Raw genomic sequence first — 19,745 nt, 5'->3', positions numbered from 1 at the left:
CGACGAGGATCGCGACGAGACAGAAATTTCGTATCGCGGAATGTGATTTATGACTCGCCGAACGCCCGAACGGTCTCGAAGGAGCCGTCGGCGATCGCGGCGGCGATCGCGGCGGTATCGGTCTCACGGTCTATCTCGTGGGGATACTTCCGTCCGAAGTACCGCAGCAGGTTGGCCACGTCGCGTTCGAGGAACTCCCGGGCGTTCTCGTGGTCGGTCGAGACCGCCTGGGGCCAGTCGAACACCGTGACCCCGTCCTCGGCGACCGCGACGTTGTGTTCGGACATGTCGGCGTGGATCCAGCCGAGCTCGTGGGCGGTCACCAGTTGGCGGTAGATCAGGTCCAGAACGCCCGCGGCCTGTTCGGGCTCGAGCTTGGCGCGGGCGAGCTCGACGCCGGCGAACTTGTCCATCACGATCGCGTGACGGTTGTGGTCGACCGGACGCGGAACCGACACGTCGGGGTACAGGTCCTCCATGGCCTCGTACTCCCGTTCGGCCGCCTTGCGCGCGGTGTACAGCCAGGAGACGTGGTCGCGGTCGGCGGTGTACTCGCGCTCGCGGTTGACCGCCCGGAAGTTGGTGTATCCCTCACGGTGGTACTTCAGCGCGAGCGGCTTGAACGACTGGACCTCGTAGACGTCGCCCTCCTTGCCGAGCCCGAGCGGGGAGCCGACGCCGTCTATCGTTCCACGCTCGGAGAACGTGTGAAGCGCGAGCGCGTCGTACCCCTCGAAGGTGAGCTGGTACCCCTCGTACTGGATCGTCTTCCGTTCTATCAGTTCGCGGTCGAGACACCGGTCGATCCGGTAGGAGATCTCCTCGGGCGTCAGGTCGGCGTAGTCGGGCAGTTTGTCGCGGCGCACCCACTCGGAGAAGCGCATCCCCTGCTCGACGCCCGAGAGGAGGTAGAAGTCCTCGGGGTCCAGCTCCGCCATCTCGCCGGCGACGTTGCGTACCATACGGCCCCTACTCCGGGGATTCGTAAAAACGGCCCGCGTTCGACGGGCGCACGCGATAAACCAAATGCTGCGATAGCAAATCCGAACCGACCGCGATCGACCGGCGAACGCAACCGCTTTCGGGCCGCCCCGTCGACGGAGGGACATGACCGCGCCGGAGGGCGACTGGCGGTTGATCCGCGAGGAGCGGCGACCGGGACCGATGCAGATGGCGCTCGACGAGGTCGCGGCCGAGACCGCGAGCGGGGGCGGGCCCGCCACGGTCCGGACCTACCGGTGGGACCCGACGTGTCTCACGCTCGGGTACGGACAGGACCCGGAAACGGTCGATTGGGCGGCCTGCGAGCGTGCGGGCGTCGACGTCACCCGCAGACGGACCGGCGGCGGCGGGATCGTCCACGACTCCCACGGCGACGTCGCCTACTCGATCGCCGTGCCCGCCGAGGACGTGCCCGGAAAACTCCTCGACGCCTACCATCAGTTGTGTGAGCCGATACTCGAGGCGTTCGCCCGGCTCGGGATCGACGCCGACTACGTCGAGGAGGCCGTCCCGGAGCTGTACCACCCCGCGTGTTACCTCCGGGAGTTACACCCCGCTCACGACGTGGTCGCCGCGGGACGGAAGATCGCCGGCAACGCGCAGTACCGCACCCGCGACGCGGTCGTCCAACACGGCTCGCTCTCCTTCTCGGTCGACGCCGACGCGCACCTCGACGCGTTCGCGGACCCACCGGTGGATTCGACGACGTTCCGCGAGCGCGTCGTCGGGATGGACGAACTGGCCGACGTCGACCGCGCGGAGGCGGTTCGAGCGGTCGAAGCGTCGCTCCTCGAGTGGGTCGAGGCGGGGATCGGCTCGGAGGACGGCCCCGAGGGTGGCGACGGGTCGGTGGACCGGGACGGCTCGTGGACCGACGCCGAACTCGAGCGAGCGCGCGAGCTCGTCGAGGAGAGGTACCGCGACGACGACTGGGTCCGGTCCCGTCCGGGCGACCGGAAGTAGCCGACGCGACGGCCCGGCCCGTTGGGGGCCGACCGCTTCCGAAGCGGCTTTTCCCCTCGCCCGCCTACCGAGCGTATGAGCCTGAGAGTCGGCGCACACGTCTCCATCTCCACGTCGAGAGCATCGAACGACCCCGAGACGCCCCCGCACGGGAACATCGCGAACGCGGTGTTCAGACAGACGCAGTTCGGCGGCAACTGCGGACAGATCTTCACCCACTCCCCGCAGGTGTGGGAGGACCCGAACATCGACGAGGAGGAGGCGAAGCTGTTCCGCGAGCACACCGAGCGCGACCTCGACGGGCCGTGGGTGATCCACACCTCCTACCTCGTCAACCTCTGTACGCCCAAGGAGGGGCTCCGCGAGAAGTCCCTCGAGTCGATGCAGCGGGAGGTCGATGCCGCCGCCGAACTGGGGATCCCGTACGTGAACGTCCACCTCGGGGCCCACACCGGCGCGGGCGTCGAGGGTGGCCTCGACAACGCGGCGAGCGTCATCGACGACGTCGACGTCCCGGAGGGCGTGACGATCCTGATCGAGAGCGACGCCGGCGCGGGAACGAAACTCGGCGGCGAGTTCGAACACCTCGCGGGCGTCATCGACCGGACGGACACCGACATCGACGTCTGTATCGACACCGCCCACGCGTTCGCGGCCGGCTACGACCTCTCCTCGGCCGAGGCGGTCGACGAGACGGTCGCGGAGTTCGACGACGTCGTGGGGCTCGACCGCCTGAAGTGCATCCACCTCAACGACTCGAAACACGCCTGCGGCACCCACAAGGACGAGCATGCCCACGTCGGCGAGGGGCTCATCGGCGAGGAGGGGATGGAGCGGGTGATCAACCATCCCGACCTCGCGGACGTCCCGTTCGTGTTGGAGACGCCGACGGAGGACGGCAAGAGTTTCGCGTGGAACGTCGACCGCGTCCGGGAGCTTCGTCACGAGTGAGGACGCGAGAGACCCGAGAGACGCGAAGAACGTGGAAAGGGAGATCCCGTCTGACGCGCTTTTAAGTCCGTTCGGCGTGTGAACGCGACCCATGACGACCACGAAAGCGCTGCTGTTCGGTCGCCGACGCGAGCGAGCGATCGGGCTCGTGGTCGGGTTCACCGTCGCCGTGGGGCTCGTGGCGGCGGCGACCCTCGTCGCGAGCGCGGTCGATCACCGGACGGTGGCGGCCCTCTCGGCGCGGACGCTCCCGGTAGTGGCGGTGTACGCGCCCGCGCCGATCGCCGCCGTCGGCGCGTACGCTCGCTGCGGCGGACCGGCCTGTCTGGCGGTCGGGATCGTCCCCGTCGTCGTCCTCGGCGCGCTCCTCGCGGTCGCGAGCGCGATCGGAGTCTCGGGCGTCGACGGCGTGTGGATCGCCGAACTCACGGGCTCGTTTCTGATCCACAGCGTCGCGAGCGCGTTCGTCGGCTTCTGTGCGGGAGTCACCGCCGCGCTGGTCGCCGACCTCGTCGGGATCGGCTCGGGGATCGGCTTGGACGGCTGAGCGGTCGTCGGTTCGATCGGTCCGCAACCCCGCCGCTTAATCCCCGTCGCCGCGAACGGGGCGGCGTGAGACGGTTCTCAGCCGAGTACCTCGAGTTCACTCGCGAGGGGATGTGGGCCGACGGGCGCGAGGCGCTCGCGGACTGCTCGCTTCCCGGCCGCGAGCGCGTCCTCGACGTCGGCTGCGGAACGGGCGAGTTCACCCGCGTGCTCGCCGAGGAGACCGGACCGAACGCGACCGTTATCGGCGTCGACGCCGACACGGATCTGCTCGACGTCGCCCGTGAGGAGACGGCCGCCTCGTACGCCGCCGGCGACGCGACTCGGCTGCCGCTCCGCGAGGACGCCGTCGACCTCGCGGCGTGTCAGGCGCTGCTGGTCAACCTCCCCGAGCCGGCGCGGGCAATACGGGAGCTCGCGCGGGTCTCCTCGGACCTCGTCGCGGCCGTGGAGCCGAACAACGCCGACGTGGCCGTCTCCTCGACGGTCGACCGCGAGGCCGACCTCGAGCGGGAGGCGCGGGAGGCGTATCTCGCCGGCGTCGGGACCGACGTGGCCCTCGGCGACCGCGTCGAGTCGATGTTCGCGGACGCCGGCCTCGTCGACGTTCGGACGCGGCGGTACCTCCACGAGAAACGGACGGCCCCGCCGTACGCCGAGTCCGCCCTCGAGTCGGCCGCGCGGAAGGCGTCCGGCGCGGGCCTCGCCGACCACCGCGAGGAGCTGGAGGCCGCGCTGTCGCCCGCGGCGTACGACGACCTCCGCCGGCGCTGGCGCGGAATGGGTCGTGACGTCGTCGCGGCGATGCGCGAGCGCGAGTACGAGCGCGTCGAGCTGGTTCCCTTCGAGGTGACGGTGGGTCGCGTGCGGTGAGACTCGGATCTTCGGCCCGTCCTTCGCCGGGTCCGGAAGGACGAAGTCGGTCGGCCCGGACCGGAGAGACATGCCAGCCGCAGTCGTGACGGGGTCGTCGCGAGGGATCGGTCGAGGGATCGCGCTCCGGTTCGCCGAGGACGGCTACGACGTCGCCGTCAACTATCACACGAGCGAGGACGCCGCCGAGTCGGTCGCGGCGGAGGTCCGGGATCGGGGGCAAGAGGCGGTCGTCGTCGGGGCGGACGTCTCCGACCCGGACGCCGCCGCGCGACTGGTCGAGACCGCCGCCGACGCGTTCGGCGGCGTCGACCACGTCGTCAACAACGCCGGGATCGACCAGCACGTGTACACCGAGAACCTGGACCCGGCGGACTTCGACCGGGTCATGGACGTGAACGTCAACTCCGCGTTCAACACCACGAAGGCGGCGCTCCCGTACCTTCGGGACTCCGAGGACGGCCCCTCGGTGACGAACGTCTCCTCCATTCTCGCACACACGGGCGCGCCGATCGAGTGTCACTACGCCGCCTCGAAGGGGGCGCTGGTCTCTCTCACTCGGAGCCACGCCGGCGACTTCGCGCCGGACGTGCGGGTGAACGCCATCGCGCCCGGCCACATCGAGACGGACATGACCGGCGACCGGACGCCGGAGGAGGAGCGCGAGCAACTGGCGGCGATCCCGGTCGACCGCTACGGCCAGCCCGCTGACATCGCCGAGGCGGCCGCCTACCTCCGGGACGCGGGGTTCGTCACCGGCGAGACGCTGAACGTGAACGGCGGCGAGTTGATGAACTGACCGGCGGGGAAGGGGTCTCCCGTTGGACCTCAGTCGTGACTCACTGACAGCGGCGGGTCCGCGTCGTCGAAGCCGCTCCCGTACGAGTCGACGACCTCCGTAACGACGACTTCGTAGGCGTCGTACCACTCCGTCCACCGCTTTTTCGCCCGTTCGTGGGTGGAATCCGCACCGAACGACTCGAGCGCGTCCAGGGACTCCCAATAGTACACGACGAGGACCGCTCCGCTCTCCGGGTCGTGCCACGTCCGCTTGTCAAGGTACCCGTCCGTCTCCTCGGCGACCGCCTGTATCGCGTCGTTCAACTCGTGAAACTCCGCGTCGTACTCCCCTGGATCGAGACGGAACGTAACGAGATACATCACCGTGATCGACTCCGTGTGCGGCCAAGAACGTTCCTCTTCGGGGGTGAGACGACACGACGAACCGAGTCGACTTCGTCGAGATCCCCAGCAGGCGAGACGTTCCGATCCGGCTCCGGTCAATACACCACTTTTTTCGTCGAGTCCCCTCGCTCACTGCGTTCGCTTCGGGAACCGCTCCTCGAAAACTCTGGAGGGAAAAACCCGACTCCGCCGTCTTCGACGGCTCCGTCGGTGAGCCACTCTATCACCAGTTCAGTACAGACGAAAGAACGAGCGATCTCCCGAGCGGTGGCGTGCCGGTGAGCGCCCGGAGGGCGCGAACTCGACCGCGAGGGACGCTGCGAGCGCTTGAAAAGCGCGAGCAGCGAGGCTGGGGAGGCGTGAGGTGCGGCGCGGTTGTGGTGCGGTTATGGTGAGGGGTGGGATTCAAAGGAGCAGCCGGCTTCGGTCGAGGGCCTCGCTGCGCTCCTCGCTCACTTCGCTCGCTGCGGTGTCGCCGGCTGCCCGTGGCGCGGAGCGCCACGCTGCTTGCGTCGGCCGTCTTCTCGGAGCCGGCTGGGGCTTTGGTGGTGTTCACCGCGCCAGCAACGATCTCCTTCTACTCATCCCGATCCCCATCGAAACAACCGTATAACTAGTATCTTTCAGCGACCAGCCGTTTCGGACGAGAAACGATCCGAGGGTACGATAACGGAGCCGACCCTCAGTACTCGGCCAGCCCGGCCTCGATCCGGTCGAATCCCTCCTCGATCCGCTCGGTGGAGTTCGCGAAGGAGAGCCGGAGTCGGCCGGGCGTGGAGTCGCCGAAGCCGTCGCCGGGGGCGAGGACGACGCCGTGTTCCCGCAACAGGAACTTCGCGACGTCGATCGCGGGCGCGTCGAGTCCGGGGTCGAGGTAGGCGTAGAACGCGCCCTCCGGCCGGGGACACGAGAGGCCGTCGATCCCCTCGACGCGGTCGACCACGAGGTCCCGGCGCTCGCGGAAGGCGTCGTACATCTCCTCGTACGGTTCCTGCGGGCCGGTGAGCGCGGCGATCGCCGCGTGCTGAGCGACGCTCGACGCGCAGGCGGTCGTCGACTCGTGGACCCGAACCACGTCGTCGATCACGTGGTCGTCGCCGGCGAGCCAGCCGAGCCGCCAGCCGGTCATGGCGTACCGCTTCGAACAGGAGCCGACGGTCAACACGTGGTCGGGGTGGCCGGTGTAGGCGGCGATCCCCTCGGCGGGGCCGTCGTAGGTGAGCCCGAGGTACACCTCGTCGGCGATCACGTAGGCGTCGTGGTCGGCGGCGGCCTCGACGACCGCCCGGCACTCCTCGGGGTCGAAGACGCGGCCGGTCGGGTTCGAGGGCGTCGTGAGCACGACCGCGGCGGTGTCCTCGCTCATCGCGTCTATCACGCGGTCCGCGTCGAGGGCGAACCCCGTCTCCGCTGGCATGGGTACCTCGCGGAAGGTCCCGTCCGCGAGCGCCGCCTGCGTCGCGTAGTTGGGCCAAGTCGGCCCGGGAACGAGCAGCTCCTCGCCCGGGGAGACGGTCGCGAGCGTGGCCAGATGGAGCGCCTCCATGCCGCCGACGGTGACGACGACCTCGTCGGGGTCGTGTTCGACGCCGTAGTCGCGCACGAGCGTGTCGCTGATCGCCCGCCGACAGTCGAGCAACCCGGCGTTGGAGGTGTAGTGGGTCGCGCCGCCGCGGGCGGCGTCCGCGGCCGCGTCGATCACGTGTCCGGGCGTGTCGAAGTCGGGTTCGCCGACCTCGAGTCGGACGAGGTCGCCGCCCTGCTGCTGTGCGAGGTCGTACATCACGCGGATGCTCGATCGGTCCGCGTTCCGGACGCGATCGGTCGGGGTGGGCATACCGTCCCCACGCGGATCCGTCCCAAAAGGTGTCGGGTCGCGGAAATCGTCGGACCCGGAAACGCGTCGAACTGGGGTCACACCATGTCGCCGCGCACCGACGACCCGTCCTGGTCGGCGCGCTCGGTTGCGAGCGCGTCCGCGACCGCCCCGGCGACGTCGTCGTCGACGCCGAGCGACGAGAGCGCGGCGGGCAGCGTCGGCATCGCGAACGACGCCTCCCGGAGCCGCTCGAAGGCCTCCCCGTCCCGCCGGCCGTCGACCCACAGACAGACGCCGCGGGGGTCGAGGACCTCCCCGTACGCCTCCCTCGCGAGCGCGCCCTTCAGCCGCTGGGTCACGTTGTCCCCGAAGCTCGCGTTACAGACCTCGAGGTGGATCGGGGCGTCGTCGCCGTCGTCGCCGGCGGCGTCCGCGTCCATCCCGGCGAGCAGCTCGGCTGCGAGACACTTCTCCGGGGCGGCGTACCCGTTGTCGCTGGCGCGCACGCGGTCGGGGTTCGCCTCCGCCCACGACGCGCGGACCGTCGTCCCCACGCCCTTGATCCCGTACTCGTCCTCGAACGCCGCGGCGGCGTCCGCGTCGCTCTCCATCAGCACGTCCTTCGTGAGGTAGACGTCGAGCCGGTCGATCGGGTCGAGCCCGAGCGCCACGTCGCCGAACGCCCACACCTCGCGCACGGGCACGGGCATCGGCTCGCGTTCGACGCGGTCGACGATCGCCTCCAGCCGGTCGACGGCCCGCTCCAGTTCCATCGGCCCGTGATACGGGCGGGCGAGGCATACGGGTTGTGTTCGGCGACCGCTCGGGAGCGCGCGAGCCGGCACGGTCGGGCGCGATGGCCTACCCGAGGAACTCGCGAAGCTCGGCGAGCGAGTACGCGTTGAGCACGTCGGCGGTCTCCGCCCAGCCGCGGCGGGCGGTGTGGAGGCCGTACCGGGCGTTGTCCAGCTCTCGGGGCGCGTGTGCGTCCGTGTTCACGGCGACCGTCGCCCCCGCCTCGACCGCGGCGCGGACGGCGGATCCGTCGGCGTCGAGGCGCGCGGGGTTCGCGTTCACCTCGATCGCGACGCCCTCGCTCGCGGCCGCGGCCGCGACCCGTTCCATGTCCGGGTCGAGTCCCTGCCGTTCGTTGATGAGTCTGCCAGTGGGATGCCCGAGAACGTCGACTTCCGGGTGTTCGACCGCCCGAACGAGCCGCTCGGTGGCGGCGTCGGCGTCCGCGTCGAGCGCGGCGTGCGGCGAGGCGACCACGACGTCGAGGTCGGCGAGCGTCGCGTCGTCGGTCGTGACCGCGCCGTCGGCGTCGATGTTGGCCTCGATCCCGTGGAGCACCTCGACATCGGCGTCAACGGCGTCGGCCGCCTCGGCGACCGCCGCCGCCTGCTCCGCGATCTCGTCCTCCTCGAGCCCGACGTTCCCGAACACGCCCGGTCCGGCGGCGTGGTCGGTGACGGCGTGGTACTCGTACCCGCGCTCGGCGGCGGCCGCGACCATCTCCGCGATCGTGAACCCGCCGTCGGACCAGTCGGTGTGGGTGTGGAGGTCGCCGTGGAGATCGTCGAGGCCGACGAGGTCCGGGAGATCGTCGGCCGCCGCGGCCGCGACCTCCCCGGCGTCCTCGCGGAGCTCCGGCGGGACGAACGCCATGTCGAGCGCGTCGTACACTCCCTCCTCCGTCTCGCCGGCGACGCGCTCGCCGACGCGTTGGCCGGCGTCGGGGTCATCGACGTCGCTCACGTCGAACAGCCCGTACTCGTTGAGCTTGAGCCCGCGGTCGATCGCGCGGTTGCGGACCGCGACGTTGTGCGCCCGCGAGCCCGTGAAGTACTGGAGGGCCGCCCCGAACTCCGCGTCGTCGACGACCCGCAGGTCGACGCGGGTGCCGTCCGCGCGGACGCTCGCCTTCCCCGTGCCGGCCTCGATCGTCGCGTCCGCGGCCGGCCACTCGACGAACGCCTCGACGATCGGCTCGCGCTCGTCGCTCGCGACGAGCAGGTCGACGTCGCCGATCGTGTCCCGCCACCGGCGGATCGACCCGCACACCTCGACGCGCGCGATCGCCTCGACGTCCGCGAGGTACGCGAGGGCGTCGTCGGCGACGGGACGGGCGTCGCCGAGACGGGTCCGCTCCTGTGATTCGCGCGCGAACGGAACGTTCTCGAGGATCGACTCCTCGGTCCTCGCGCCGAATCCCTTCACCTCGCGGATCTCGCCGGCCTCGGCTGCGGCCTCCATCTCGTCGAGCGTGGTGATCCCGAGCGCCTCGTAGAGCGTCCCGACGGTCTTCGGACCCACGCCCTCGATCGCGGTCAGCGCCCCGATGTCGACCGGCAGCTCCGCCCGGAGCTCCTCGAGCTCCTCGATCTCGCCCGTCTCGACGTACTCGACGACCTTCGCGGCGATGGCGTCGCCGACGCGGTCGATCTCCGCGACCGCCTCCTCGCCGTCGGCCGCGAGGTCCTCGATCGGGGTCGGGTGCTCGCGGACGTTCTCGGCCGCGCGACGGTACGCCGTCGGCTTGTACTCTACGCCCGTCGCCTCGAGGCGGTCCGCGAACTCCTCGAGACGGGCCGCGACCTCGTCGTTCCGGCTCATTCGACGGATCGTTCGGCCGGATGGGTCTTATATCGTCGGCCGTGCGGGTCGATCGCGGAAGGAGTCGCTCAGTATAGACGAAGGAATGGGCGATTATGTGGTGCGGTTGGCGCGCCTCCGAGTGCCCGCCAGGGCACGAGGAGCCCGCGAGGGATGTCGCGACCGGAGGGAGCGACGAGGCTGGGGAGGTGTGAGGTGCGGTGCTGTGCGGGGTGGGACTCAAAGGGGCAGTCGTGATTCCCGCGAGCGTAAGCGAGACGGGAAGTCGAGAGACAAAGTCTCTCGGAAGGACGAAGCACGGCGCAGTAAGCACCGCAGCGAAGGAGCAAAGCGACTGAGCGAGGCGCGCAGCAAGCCGCGCGAGTCCTCGCGACTGGGGCTTTGGAAGAGTTCACCGCCCCAGCAACAGTCTCAGTTTTATCAACTCGTTTCCGAACGAAACATCCGTACCACAAGCAGACGAACGCCGGCGCTCGCCTTACTACCTCGGATCGGCCAAAAAAACCGGCTACCGCGACGCCCTCAGTCGTCCGACGGCGAGGACTGCTGTTGGGTCCGCGTCGCCTGCGGCACGAGGTCCTTCCGGCTGGCGTCCCACTCCGAGAGCCCGTAGACGAGCCCGTAGAGTATCCCGACGCCGATCGGCAGGAGCACGAGCGGCGTAATCCGGGTCGCGCCCCAGACGAGCAGCATCGCCGAGGCAACGAGGATGACGGTCACCGCGTAGTACATCTGCGTCCGCACGTGGTCGATGTGGTCCGCCCCGGTGAACGTCGACGACAGGATCGTCGTGTCCGAGATGGGCGAACAGTGGTCGCCGAAGATGGCGCCGCTGAACACCGTCCCCACCGCGACCGGCAGGAGCGTCGGGGCGGAGCCGCCGATGCTCCACGCCAGCGGAATGGCGATGGGCGTGACGATGGCCATCGTCCCCCACGACGTCCCGGTGGAGAAGGCGATCACCGCCGAGGCGAAGAGGATGACGACGGGCAGCAGCATCGGGGAGATGATCGACTCCGCGACGTTGGTCACGTAGATCCCCGTCCCGAGTTCGGTCGTGACGGTGCCGATGGTCCACGCCATGACCAGGATGGACGCGGCGGTCAGCATCATGCTGAAGCCGTCGATGATCGTCTCCATCGCCTCCTCGAGGTCCATCAGGCCGCCGGCGACGCCGGTGATCAGGCCCATGGAAACCATCGAGAACGACCCCCACAGCAGGGCGTCGACGAACGCGGCGCTGCCGACGATGTCGACGAGCGCCGCACCCTCTCCGGCTCCCGCAACGCCCGTGTAGGCGGAGCCGACGAAGACGACGGTGATGAGCGAGCCGACGGGAATGAGGAAGTAGCGGAGCTGCGGCGAGTCCGTCACCATCTCGCCGAGGCTGTCCTCCGCGCTCTGCATCGGGACCGCGTTGTCCCGGAGCAGCTTCCCGTGTTTCCACGAACGGTGCTCGGCGTCGAGCATCTCGCCGAAGTCACGCTGCGTGATGATGATGATCCCCACCATCACGATGGCGAACAGACAGTACATGTTGAACGGGATGCTCTGGAGGAAGAGGCTGAACGCCTCGGGAGCCTCCCCCGAGATCCCGGCCGCCTCGTACCCCTGTTCGATCATGCTCAGCTGGTAGACGACCCAACTGGAGATGCCGAACGTCGCCACCGGCGCGGCGGTGGAGTCGATGATGTACGAGAGCTTCTCTCTCGACATCCGCATCTCGTCGGCCATGTCCCGCATCGTCGTGCCGACGATGGCGGTGTTGGAGTAGTCGCCGAAGAACCAGAGCATGCCGAAGATCCAGGTCGCGAGCCCGACCTTCCGTTGTGAGTCGAGTCGCGAGGTGGCGGCGTTCGCGATGGCTTTCGCCCCGCCGAGCCGCCATATCATGGCGACTCCGCCGCCGAGGAACATCACGATCGTGAGGATCTTGGCGTTGAACAGGCTCTCGCCGAGCGACGAGACCGTCCAGTTGAGCGTCTGGATGATCCCGTGGCTCCCGGTGAAGATGATCCCGCCGGACCAGATCCCGAGGAACAACGAGAGGATCGCCCGACGGGTGACGATCGCCAGAACGATCGCCAGAAGCGGCGGGACGACCGAGATCGCCCCGAACGTCTCCGCTCCCGTCATCCGTCTCCCCCCACGCCGCGGCGCGTTTCGAGACGATGACCCCCGTCCATCGGGTCGTCTCTCGGCCCGTACTCCGCTTCCGGTCGGGTAGTTAGGCTGTTTACGTGTAACATATGCTACTCCCTACCATGTCCGGTGTAGTGTCGCGACAAGATATACATAAACCCACCGATGTTCGAGCAAAATATGTCACTTCTCACGGAGAGTCCCGGAAGGCATGGCAGATCGAACACTTCCATCGATTAGACATCGAAACAAACCGAACAAATACCGGATCGAGTACGTGATCCCCCGATGTCCTCGCCGTGCCTGAAGACGGGGACCCCCGCTCGGTTCTCGGTCAAAAGCGCGAACGCGGCTGGAAAACCGACGACGACCGACCGCACCGACCCGCTCCCGAGCCGCGTCGGGCCGCCCCGTCGATCGCCGCCTCGAATCACCGTCTCGATCGCCACGTCGTTCGCCGCGCTCGTCGTCTCACGGCTCGTCGTCGCCGAACACCCCCTCGGCCGCCAGCGCGTCGATCTCCGCGTCTGAGTAGCCGAGTTCGCGGAACACCTCGCGGTTGTGCTCGCCCAAAAGCGGCGGCGCGCGGTCGAACCCGCTCTCCGCTCCCTCGTACCGCAACGGATGTTCGATCACCGGGACCTCGCCGAGTTCCGGGTGCTCGATCTCGGTCACCGTCCCCCGGGCGTCGATCTGGGGGTTGTTCAGCGCCTCCTCGACCTCGTACACCGGGCCGGCGGGGACGCCCGCGTCCTCGGCGATCGTCTCGATCCACTCGTCGGTCGTCCGCTCGGTCAGCGTCGCCTCGATCTCCGCCTCCAGCTCGTCGAGGTGATCGACCCGTTCGGCGTTGGTCTCGAAGCGGTCGTCCTCGGGCAGGTCCGGGCGGTCGATCGCCTCGCACAGCTCGCCCCACAGCTTCTCGTTGAGGATACAGACGTTGATGTAGCCGTCCTTCGTCTCGAAGGTCTGGTACGGGGCGAGCACCGGGTCCTTCGTTCCCATCCGCCGCGTCTCCTCGCCGGCGAAGGTCATCCCGGCCTGCTTGGTGAGCCACGGCAGCGCCGCCTCCAGCATGCCCAGATCGATGTACTCGCCCTCGCCGGTCCGCTCCCGGCGATACAGCGCCGTCATCGTGCCGAACGCCGCCCACATGGCCGTGATGAGGTCCGTCATCGGCAACCCCACCTTCACCGGCTGGCGGCCCTCCTCGCCGGTGACGCTCATGATCCCGCTCATCCCCTGGATGAGCAGGTCGTACCCCGACCGCTCGCGCCACGGCCCGGTCTGTCCGAACGCGGAGATGGCGAGGTAGATCAGGTCGTCGTTGTACTCGGCGAGCGTCTCGTGGTCCACGTCGAGCCGCTCGGCCGTCCCCGGCCGGAAGTTCTGGATGAACACGTCGGCCTCCTCGACGAGCTCGTACAGCGCCTCCTTGGCCCGGTCGTTCTTTAAGTCGAGCTCGAGGCTCCGCTTGCCGTAGTTCAGCGACCAGTAGTACGGCGACTCGCCCTGGATAAAGGGCGGCCCGGAGTGACGGACCGCGTCGCCGTAGCCGGGCTGTTCGATCTTCACGACCTCCGCGCCCTGGTTCGCGAGCATCGCCGAACAGAACCCGCCGGTGACGAAGGTGGAGAGGTCGACGACCTTGATCCCCTCCAGGATCTTGCCCCGATCGGTCATCGTCCGGCCCCCGCTCGGCGGTCGAATCGCTTCGCGCCATGCGTCGAGTCACCCGCCGATGTCCCGTCGCGAACGGCTTCGGTCCGTCCCCGACCGTCGCTTCCGATTTCCGACCGATCCGTGTACATTGGTGACTGGACATTGATCTACCACGTCCTGAAACTACCGGCGAGCGCGCTCACTCCGTGAGCCACAGCCCGGCGGCCACGACCGCCGCCAGCCCCATCGACCCCGCGAGCAGCGCGAACGCGGGTCGGAACCCGGCGGCGTCGGCGACGGTCCCGACGACCGCCGGCGACAACGCCCCCGCGCCCATGAGCAGGGTCCGGACGACGCCGAGTCCGCCGCCGGCGAGCCAGTCGGGGAGGATCTCCATCAGGTAGGCGCTCCGGACCGGGCGAAACCCGTGGGATCCGAGCCCGAGCAGGACGACGACGACCGCGGCGGAGCCCACGCCGACGCCGGGGACGACCACCAGCGCCGCGAGCGCCACGGCCGCCAGCCCGAGCGTGGCCACCATCACCGGAAAGCGACCGACCCGATCGGAGAGGTCGCCCGTCACGAGTTGGACGAACGTCACGGCGAACAGGAGCGAGTACAGGAGGTTCCCCATCGTCGTCGCCAGCCCGACCTCCCGCGAGAGGTACAGCGGGAGGAACGCGACGAGCCCGTTGTACCCGAACGAGAACCCGATCGTCGCCAGCACGAACGCCGAGAACCGGGGGTTCCGGAACAGCCCGAGGTAGTCGCGCGTCCCCGGCTCCGCGCCGTTCCCGCCCCCGGCGTCGGGGCCGGTCGGCAGTCGCCCGGGAATGCGTAGGCCGAAGGCGATCGCGAGCGAGAGCGCGGCGATCCCCGTGAGCAGGAAGAGCGCGCGCCAGTCGGCCCCCGGCAACCGGTCGAGGGCGAGCGCGAGCGCCGCGGGCGGCGAGAGGAAGACCACGACGACCGCGGGGGCCGCGATCCCGCTCAGCGCGCCGAACGTGTCGTGAACGCCGAGCATCCGCCCGGTCCGGGCCGGGTAGACGCGGGCGAGCAGCCGCACGGCGACCGTCTTGTGGACGCCCGTTCCGACGCCGATGACGACCATGGCGGCGACGAGCGCCGCGAACGGCGAGTCGACGACGAGCGCGAGCGCGCCGACCCCCGCGACCGACGCGCCGGCGACGATCACGCGGACCGGGCCGATCCGGTCGGCGACCGCGCCGCTGGGGAACTGCATCAGCGCGTACGCGACCATGAACCCGGAGAAGGCGGCCCCGATCGTGGCGTTGCTCACGCCGTACGTCGACTGGAGCGGCCCGAAAAGCGGCGGAAAGAGGTAGCGAACGAACTTCCCGAGGAACCAGATGAGGGAGACGAGGATCAGCACGTCGTAGTCGCCGATCCGCCGGAGGTTCATCGCCAGTCCGTAGCCCGGTCACCACTATAAAAGGCCTGAACTGCCCGGAGTCTGCCGGCAGGCGCTCCTCGATCGTTCCACGGTGGCGCGTGCCGTGAGCGGCCCGCCGGGCCGCGAACGTACCGCGCGAGGGAGTCAGTCGCCGGAGGCGACTGACGAGGCTGGGGAGGCGTGAGGTGCGGTCCCGCGAGCGAAGCGAGTGGGAGTACGGAAGTCGCAGCGCCGAGCCGAGCGAGGCGATCGTCTTCCGGTGGTGCCGTGCGGGCGGGATTCGAGGAGGTAGCCGAGGGGTTTGGGATTTGGCAGTGCTCACCCGATCACGAAGGCCTCGAAACCGCCGAAAAACGAACCGCCGAATCGCCTTCGACGGGGTATCTAGAACGGTCCCTTGCCGCCGCCCATCATGTCGCCGAGGCCGCCACCGCCGCCGCCCATCTTCTTCATCATGCGTTGCATGTCGCCCTCGCCCATCCCCTGGAACTGCTGGATGGTTCGTTCCATCATCGAGTGTTGCTCGAGCAGCTGTTGGACCGTCTCCTCGTCGGTCCCCGAGCCGCGGGCGATCCGGCGGGTGCGCTCCTGCCCGACGACGCGGGGGTTTTCCAGCTCCTCCTCGGTCATCGAGTCCATGATCCGCTCGAACTTGCGCATCCGGTCCTGGGTGACGTCCATCGCGTCGTCGGGCAGTTGGTCCATCATCCCGCCGCCCATCCCGGGGATCATGTCCATCACCTGGTCGAGCGGTCCCATCCGGTTCATCGCGTCCATCTGCCTCTTCATGTCCTTCAGGGTGAACTCCCCCTGAAGCATGTCCTCGGGGTCCCAGTCGTCGTCCTCCTCGCCCGCCTCCTGCATCGCGCGCTCGACGCGCTCGGAGAGCTGCTTGAGGTCGCCCATCCCGAGCAGCCGGGAGATGAACCCGGAGGGCTCGAACCGCTCGATGTCCTGGACCGTCTCGCCGGAGCCGAGGAAGGCGATCGACGAGCCCGTCTCGTTGACGGCGGTGAGCGCTCCGCCGCCCTTCGCGGTCCCATCGAGTTTGGTGATAACGACGCCGTCGATCCCGATCGACTCCTCGAACTGGCGGGCCTGTTCCTTGGCCCCCTGACCGATCGCGGCGTCGAGCACGAGCAGCGACCGGTCGGGGTCGACCGCCTCGTCGATCTCCTCGATCTCGGCGATGAGGTCGTCCTCGAGCGCGTGTCGGCCCGCGGTGTCGACGATGCGCACGTCGGCGTCCGCGGTCGCCTCCATCCCCTCGCGGGCGATCTCGACGGGGTCGTCGGCGTCGGGGTCGCCGTAGAAGTCGACCTCCGCCCGATCGGCCATCTGTTCCGCCTGGTCGTACGCGCCGGGCCGGAAGGTGTCCGTCTGGATCACCGCCGGGCGGAGCCCCTTCGTCGAGAACCACCACGCCATCTTGGCGGCGGAGGTGGTCTTCCCGGAGCCCTGAAGCCCCGCGAGAAGGATCGTCTGCGGTTCGAGCGGCAGTGCGGTGGAGTCGCCGACGAGGGCGACCATCTCCTCGTAGACGATCTTGAGGACGTGGTCGCGGGCGGTCGTGCCGCCGGGCGGCTCCTCCTCCAGCGCGCGCGTCTCGATCGAGTCCGACAGCTCCATGACGAGGGAGACGTCGACGTCGGCGGAGAGCAGCGACCGCTGGATCTCCTTGACGATCTCCTCGACGTCGTCCTCGTCGAGACGCGTCTTCCCCTGGAGCTTGTCGAGGCTGCTCCGCAGGGACGTTCCGAGGTCGTCGAGCACCATTTGCCGGAGGTAGGCGGGCCACGCGGTAAAGGCTTTGTTCGTCGCGGAAGCGGCTCCGGACGACTTCCGTCGGACGCCCCGGCGACTACTTTCGGACGGCTCGACCGGCCAGGTTGCCGGTGGTCTCGGCGTCGCGAACCACGAACTCGCCGTTCACGAGCACGTGGTCGATCCCCCTCGGATGCCGTCTCGGGGCCTCGAAGGTCGCCCGGCTCTCCACGGTGACCGGGTCGAACACCACCAGGTCGGCGTCCATTCCCGGCCGGAGGACGCCCTTCCGGTCGAGCCCCATAGCGCGCGCCGGCAGCGACGTCATCTTTCGCACCGCCTCCTCGACGGTCAGGAGGTTCTCCTCGCGGACGTAGTGTCCCAGGATCCGCGGGTACGTGCCGTAGACGCGGGGATGCGGTTTGCCGCCGAACAGCCCGTCGGACCCGACACAGACCCGCTCGTACGAGAGGATGTCCTGCACGTCCGACTCCTCGAGCATGTGGATCGTCATGCTGACGGCGAGGTCCTCCTCGACGAGGAGGTCGCAGACCGCGTCGACCGGCTCGACGTCGCGCTCCGCGGCGATCGCGGCCACGTCCATCCCCTCGACGTGCTCGTTCGCCGCCGTCTCGACGTTCGCGATGACGACGTTCTCCCACCCGGTGAGCTTGCCGATGTTCTCCCAGCCGTCGATGCGCCACTCCTCGACGTCGCGGCGGATCCGTTCTCTGGCCGTCTCGTCGGCCAGGAGTTCGAGCGTTCCGTCCGGCCCCTCCGCGTGAACCCACGGCGGGAGAACGGCCGAGAGCATCGTGCTGCCGGCCGTGTAGGGGTACTGCTCGGCCGTGAGGTCAACGCCCCGCTCGCGGGCAGCCTCGACGAGCGCCGTCGCCCGGTCGACCTTCCCGTGTTGCATCGGGCCGGCGACCTTGAAGTGTGAGAGGTGGAGCGGGACGTTCTCGTCGGCGCCGATATCGACGAACTCGTCGAGCGCCTCCCAGATCCACCGCCCCTCGCTTCGGACGTGTGCGACGAACGGCCGCCCGTACGGCCCGAGACGGGCGGCCAGCTCCCGTATCTCGTGTGTGTCCGCGTAGGTACACGGCGTGTAGATCAGCCCCGTCGAGAGGCCGACCGCCCCGTCCTCCAACGCCTCGGTGACCAGCTCGCCCATCTCCTCGAGTTCGTCGTCGGTGGGGGCGCGGTCGGCCATTCCGAGCACGTCGAACCGAACGGCCCCGTGTCCCACGAGGAGCGCCACGTTGGGCGCGACGCCGTTTTCCTCGACGGCGTCGAGGTAGTCGGCGACGCTTCCCCAGGTCCACTCGACGTCGGCCCGGCCGGCGAGCGCGCCGAGCTGTTTCGCCCACTGGTCGGCACCGCCGTCGCGGTACATCGGCGCCATCGAGAACCCGTCCTGACCGAGGACCTCGGTGGTGATCCCCTGTCTGATCTTGGGTGCGAGCGTCGGGTCCTCGAACAGCTCCAGATCCGAATGCGAGTGCGTGTCGATGAACCCCGGACACGCCACCTTTCCCTCGGCGTCGACGATCGCTTCCGGATCGGCGTCTGGGGACGACTCGCGGTGTATCGACTCGATCCGGCCGTTCTCGACGGCCACCGAACCACGGAACCACGGCGCGCCCGTCCCGTCGACGATCCGAGCGTTCTCGATGAGCAGATCCGTCATGGGGTGTGGTCCCGTTCCGTCCTAGAAAAACCCGCCCCCGTCCATCCTCGGGTCGGACCGATCGTTCTCGGATCGATCGGCCCGGTCCACCTCACGCCGGGGAGAGCGCGTTCCGGAGCTTCTCAGTCGAGAGGTTTCGGCCGGTGATCGGGACGACGACGTTCTCGCCGGCGACGTCGTCCATCGATCGCACCGCGGCGATCGCTGCCGCGGAGGCACCCTCGGCGACGATCCGTTCGTCCGTCAACAGGTCCGCGACGCCCTCCCAGATCGACTCCTCCGGGACGGTGATCATGTCGTCCAGCCGGTCGCGGAGGACCTCAACGGTGAGCGCGAATGGGGCGCGCGAGGAGATCCCCTCAGCCTCGGTCATCGCCGAGTCCACTGGATCGAGGTGGCCCTCGTGGTACGCCCGGTACGTCGCATCGGCAGCCACCGACTGGACGCCGACGATGTCGGCGCCGCCGATCGCACCAACCGTGAGACAGTAGCCCGCTGCGCCGCTCCCGCCGCCGACCGGACACACGACCCGGTCGACGGCAGGCAGCGTCTCGAGCACCTCCAATCCGGCCGTGGCGACGCCGGCGACGAGGTCGGGCTCGTTCGCCGAGTGGACGTAGCGGAGCCCCTCCGACGCCGCCCGGCCCTCGGCCCACTCCCGCGCCTCGTCGTAATCGGCCCCGATCGCGACCACCTCGGCACCGAACCGCTCCATCGCGGCCACCTTCTCCGGGTTCGGGTCCGCGGGGACGGCGACGGTCACCGGAACGTCGAACTCCCTGCCGGCGTAGGCGACGGACTGGCCGTGGTTCCCCGTCGACGCGGCGATGAGCCCGGCCTCGCGGAACTCCTCGGAGAGTCGGTGGCCGAGCGTGACGCCGCCACGCACCTTGAACGCCCCGGTCGGAAGGGTGTCCTCGCGTTTGAGGTAGACGTTCGCGCCGGTCTCCGCGGAGAGCATCTCGCTTTTCACCAGCGGCGTTCGCGGGAGGTACCGTCGAACGACCTCGCGGGCCTCGTACACGTCGACCGGTTCGGGCGGCGTGAGGTCGTGGTAGGGGAACGTCGTGGTCGAATCGGGCGACTCGACCGGTTCGTATCGGGTCATTTGTCCC

Annotated in this window: 16 protein-coding genes; 5 read left to right on the top strand and 11 right to left on the bottom strand. The window is 69.1% G+C overall.

Annotation, left to right across the window (positions count from 1 at the left end):
* Positions 1-47: 47 nt before the first annotated feature.
* Positions 48-962 (bottom strand): serine/threonine-protein kinase RIO2, encoded by a 915-nt coding sequence (locus tag F3H10_RS04380; protein ID WP_149783620.1) that lies wholly within the window; start codon positions 960-962, stop codon positions 48-50.
* Positions 963-1,107: 145 nt separating this feature from the next.
* Between F3H10_RS04380 and F3H10_RS04375 the strand changes: the two genes are divergently transcribed.
* The 5 genes from F3H10_RS04375 (at position 1,108) to F3H10_RS04355 (ending at position 5,134) form a co-directional block, all read left to right on the top strand.
* Entirely contained in the window at positions 1,108-1,965 is an 858-nt protein-coding gene (locus F3H10_RS04375) for a lipoate--protein ligase family protein (RefSeq protein ID WP_149783619.1), read from the top strand.
* A gap of 75 nt (positions 1,966-2,040) precedes the next feature.
* Complete coding sequence (locus F3H10_RS04370) at positions 2,041-2,916, top strand: deoxyribonuclease IV (protein WP_149783618.1); 876 nt, start codon at positions 2,041-2,043, stop codon at positions 2,914-2,916.
* A gap of 91 nt (positions 2,917-3,007) precedes the next feature.
* Positions 3,008-3,463, top strand: coding sequence for a hypothetical protein (locus tag F3H10_RS04365; RefSeq protein ID WP_149783617.1), 456 nt, complete (start codon positions 3,008-3,010; stop codon positions 3,461-3,463).
* Between the two features lie 65 nt (positions 3,464-3,528).
* Positions 3,529-4,335, top strand: coding sequence for a class I SAM-dependent methyltransferase (locus F3H10_RS04360; RefSeq protein ID WP_149783616.1), 807 nt, complete (start codon positions 3,529-3,531; stop codon positions 4,333-4,335).
* Between the two features lie 70 nt (positions 4,336-4,405).
* Positions 4,406-5,134, top strand: a complete 729-nt coding sequence (locus tag F3H10_RS04355) for a 3-oxoacyl-ACP reductase family protein (RefSeq protein WP_149783615.1) — start codon at positions 4,406-4,408, stop codon at positions 5,132-5,134.
* Positions 5,135-5,163: 29 nt separating this feature from the next.
* On the opposite strand, the gene F3H10_RS04350 is transcribed toward F3H10_RS04355, so the two are convergent.
* From F3H10_RS04350 to F3H10_RS04305, 10 genes are all read right to left on the bottom strand, one after another.
* Positions 5,164-5,496, bottom strand: coding sequence for an antibiotic biosynthesis monooxygenase family protein (locus F3H10_RS04350; RefSeq protein ID WP_149783614.1), 333 nt, complete (start codon positions 5,494-5,496; stop codon positions 5,164-5,166).
* Positions 5,497-6,202: 706 nt separating this feature from the next.
* Entirely contained in the window at positions 6,203-7,357 is a 1,155-nt protein-coding gene (locus tag F3H10_RS04345) for a pyridoxal phosphate-dependent aminotransferase (protein ID WP_149783613.1), read from the bottom strand.
* Positions 7,358-7,434: 77 nt separating this feature from the next.
* On the bottom strand, positions 7,435-8,112 hold the full coding sequence (locus F3H10_RS04340) for a DUF7095 family protein (protein WP_149783612.1): 678 nt from the start codon (positions 8,110-8,112) through the stop codon (positions 7,435-7,437).
* An 88-nt stretch (positions 8,113-8,200) separates the two neighbouring features.
* Positions 8,201-9,955 (bottom strand): DNA polymerase/3'-5' exonuclease PolX, encoded by a 1,755-nt coding sequence (polX, locus tag F3H10_RS04335; RefSeq protein WP_149783611.1) that lies wholly within the window; start codon positions 9,953-9,955, stop codon positions 8,201-8,203.
* Between the two features lie 522 nt (positions 9,956-10,477).
* On the bottom strand, positions 10,478-12,091 hold the full coding sequence (locus F3H10_RS04330; protein ID WP_149783610.1) for a Na+/H+ antiporter NhaC family protein: 1,614 nt from the start codon (positions 12,089-12,091) through the stop codon (positions 10,478-10,480).
* A 477-nt stretch (positions 12,092-12,568) separates the two neighbouring features.
* The gene (locus tag F3H10_RS04325) at positions 12,569-13,780 is read right to left on the bottom strand and encodes a CaiB/BaiF CoA transferase family protein (RefSeq protein WP_149783609.1); all 1,212 of its coding nucleotides are present in this window, start codon (positions 13,778-13,780) and stop codon (positions 12,569-12,571) included.
* A gap of 178 nt (positions 13,781-13,958) precedes the next feature.
* The gene (locus F3H10_RS04320; protein WP_149783608.1) at positions 13,959-15,182 is read right to left on the bottom strand and encodes an MFS transporter; all 1,224 of its coding nucleotides are present in this window, start codon (positions 15,180-15,182) and stop codon (positions 13,959-13,961) included.
* Positions 15,183-15,557: 375 nt separating this feature from the next.
* Entirely contained in the window at positions 15,558-16,949 is a 1,392-nt protein-coding gene (locus tag F3H10_RS04315; protein WP_149783607.1) for a signal recognition particle protein Srp54, read from the bottom strand.
* 85 nt (positions 16,950-17,034) lie between these two features.
* Complete coding sequence (locus F3H10_RS04310) at positions 17,035-18,630, bottom strand: N-acyl-D-amino-acid deacylase family protein (RefSeq protein ID WP_149783606.1); 1,596 nt, start codon at positions 18,628-18,630, stop codon at positions 17,035-17,037.
* Between the two features lie 91 nt (positions 18,631-18,721).
* The gene (locus tag F3H10_RS04305) at positions 18,722-19,738 is read right to left on the bottom strand and encodes a threonine ammonia-lyase (RefSeq protein WP_149783605.1); all 1,017 of its coding nucleotides are present in this window, start codon (positions 19,736-19,738) and stop codon (positions 18,722-18,724) included.
* Positions 19,739-19,745 lie beyond the last annotated feature (7 nt).

It is taken from the genome of Halorubrum aquaticum (assembly GCF_900113615.1).
Classification (GTDB): domain Archaea; phylum Halobacteriota; class Halobacteria; order Halobacteriales; family Haloferacaceae; genus Halorubrum; species Halorubrum aquaticum.
The sequence above is the reverse complement of the archived record's forward strand: the minus strand, read 5'-3'. Positions and strand labels throughout refer to the sequence as shown.

Coding starts and splice junctions, on each gene's coding strand:
- F3H10_RS04380 (WP_149783620.1), bottom strand. CDS start 962: ATGGTACGCAACGTCGCCGGCGAGATGGCGGAGCTGGACCCCGAGGAC.
- F3H10_RS04375 (WP_149783619.1), top strand. CDS start 1,108: ATGACCGCGCCGGAGGGCGACTGGCGGTTGATCCGCGAGGAGCGGCGA.
- F3H10_RS04370 (WP_149783618.1), top strand. CDS start 2,041: ATGAGCCTGAGAGTCGGCGCACACGTCTCCATCTCCACGTCGAGAGCA.
- F3H10_RS04365 (WP_149783617.1), top strand. CDS start 3,008: ATGACGACCACGAAAGCGCTGCTGTTCGGTCGCCGACGCGAGCGAGCG.
- F3H10_RS04355 (WP_149783615.1), top strand. CDS start 4,406: ATGCCAGCCGCAGTCGTGACGGGGTCGTCGCGAGGGATCGGTCGAGGG.
- F3H10_RS04350 (WP_149783614.1), bottom strand. CDS start 5,496: ATGTATCTCGTTACGTTCCGTCTCGATCCAGGGGAGTACGACGCGGAG.
- F3H10_RS04345 (WP_149783613.1), bottom strand. CDS start 7,357: ATGCCCACCCCGACCGATCGCGTCCGGAACGCGGACCGATCGAGCATC.
- F3H10_RS04340 (WP_149783612.1), bottom strand. CDS start 8,112: ATGGAACTGGAGCGGGCCGTCGACCGGCTGGAGGCGATCGTCGACCGC.
- polX (WP_149783611.1), bottom strand. CDS start 9,955: ATGAGCCGGAACGACGAGGTCGCGGCCCGTCTCGAGGAGTTCGCGGAC.
- F3H10_RS04330 (WP_149783610.1), bottom strand. CDS start 12,091: ATGACGGGAGCGGAGACGTTCGGGGCGATCTCGGTCGTCCCGCCGCTT.
- F3H10_RS04325 (WP_149783609.1), bottom strand. CDS start 13,780: ATGACCGATCGGGGCAAGATCCTGGAGGGGATCAAGGTCGTCGACCTC.
- F3H10_RS04320 (WP_149783608.1), bottom strand. CDS start 15,182: ATGAACCTCCGGCGGATCGGCGACTACGACGTGCTGATCCTCGTCTCC.
- F3H10_RS04315 (WP_149783607.1), bottom strand. CDS start 16,949: ATGGTGCTCGACGACCTCGGAACGTCCCTGCGGAGCAGCCTCGACAAG.
- F3H10_RS04310 (WP_149783606.1), bottom strand. CDS start 18,630: ATGACGGATCTGCTCATCGAGAACGCTCGGATCGTCGACGGGACGGGC.
- F3H10_RS04305 (WP_149783605.1), bottom strand. CDS start 19,738: ATGACCCGATACGAACCGGTCGAGTCGCCCGATTCGACCACGACGTTC.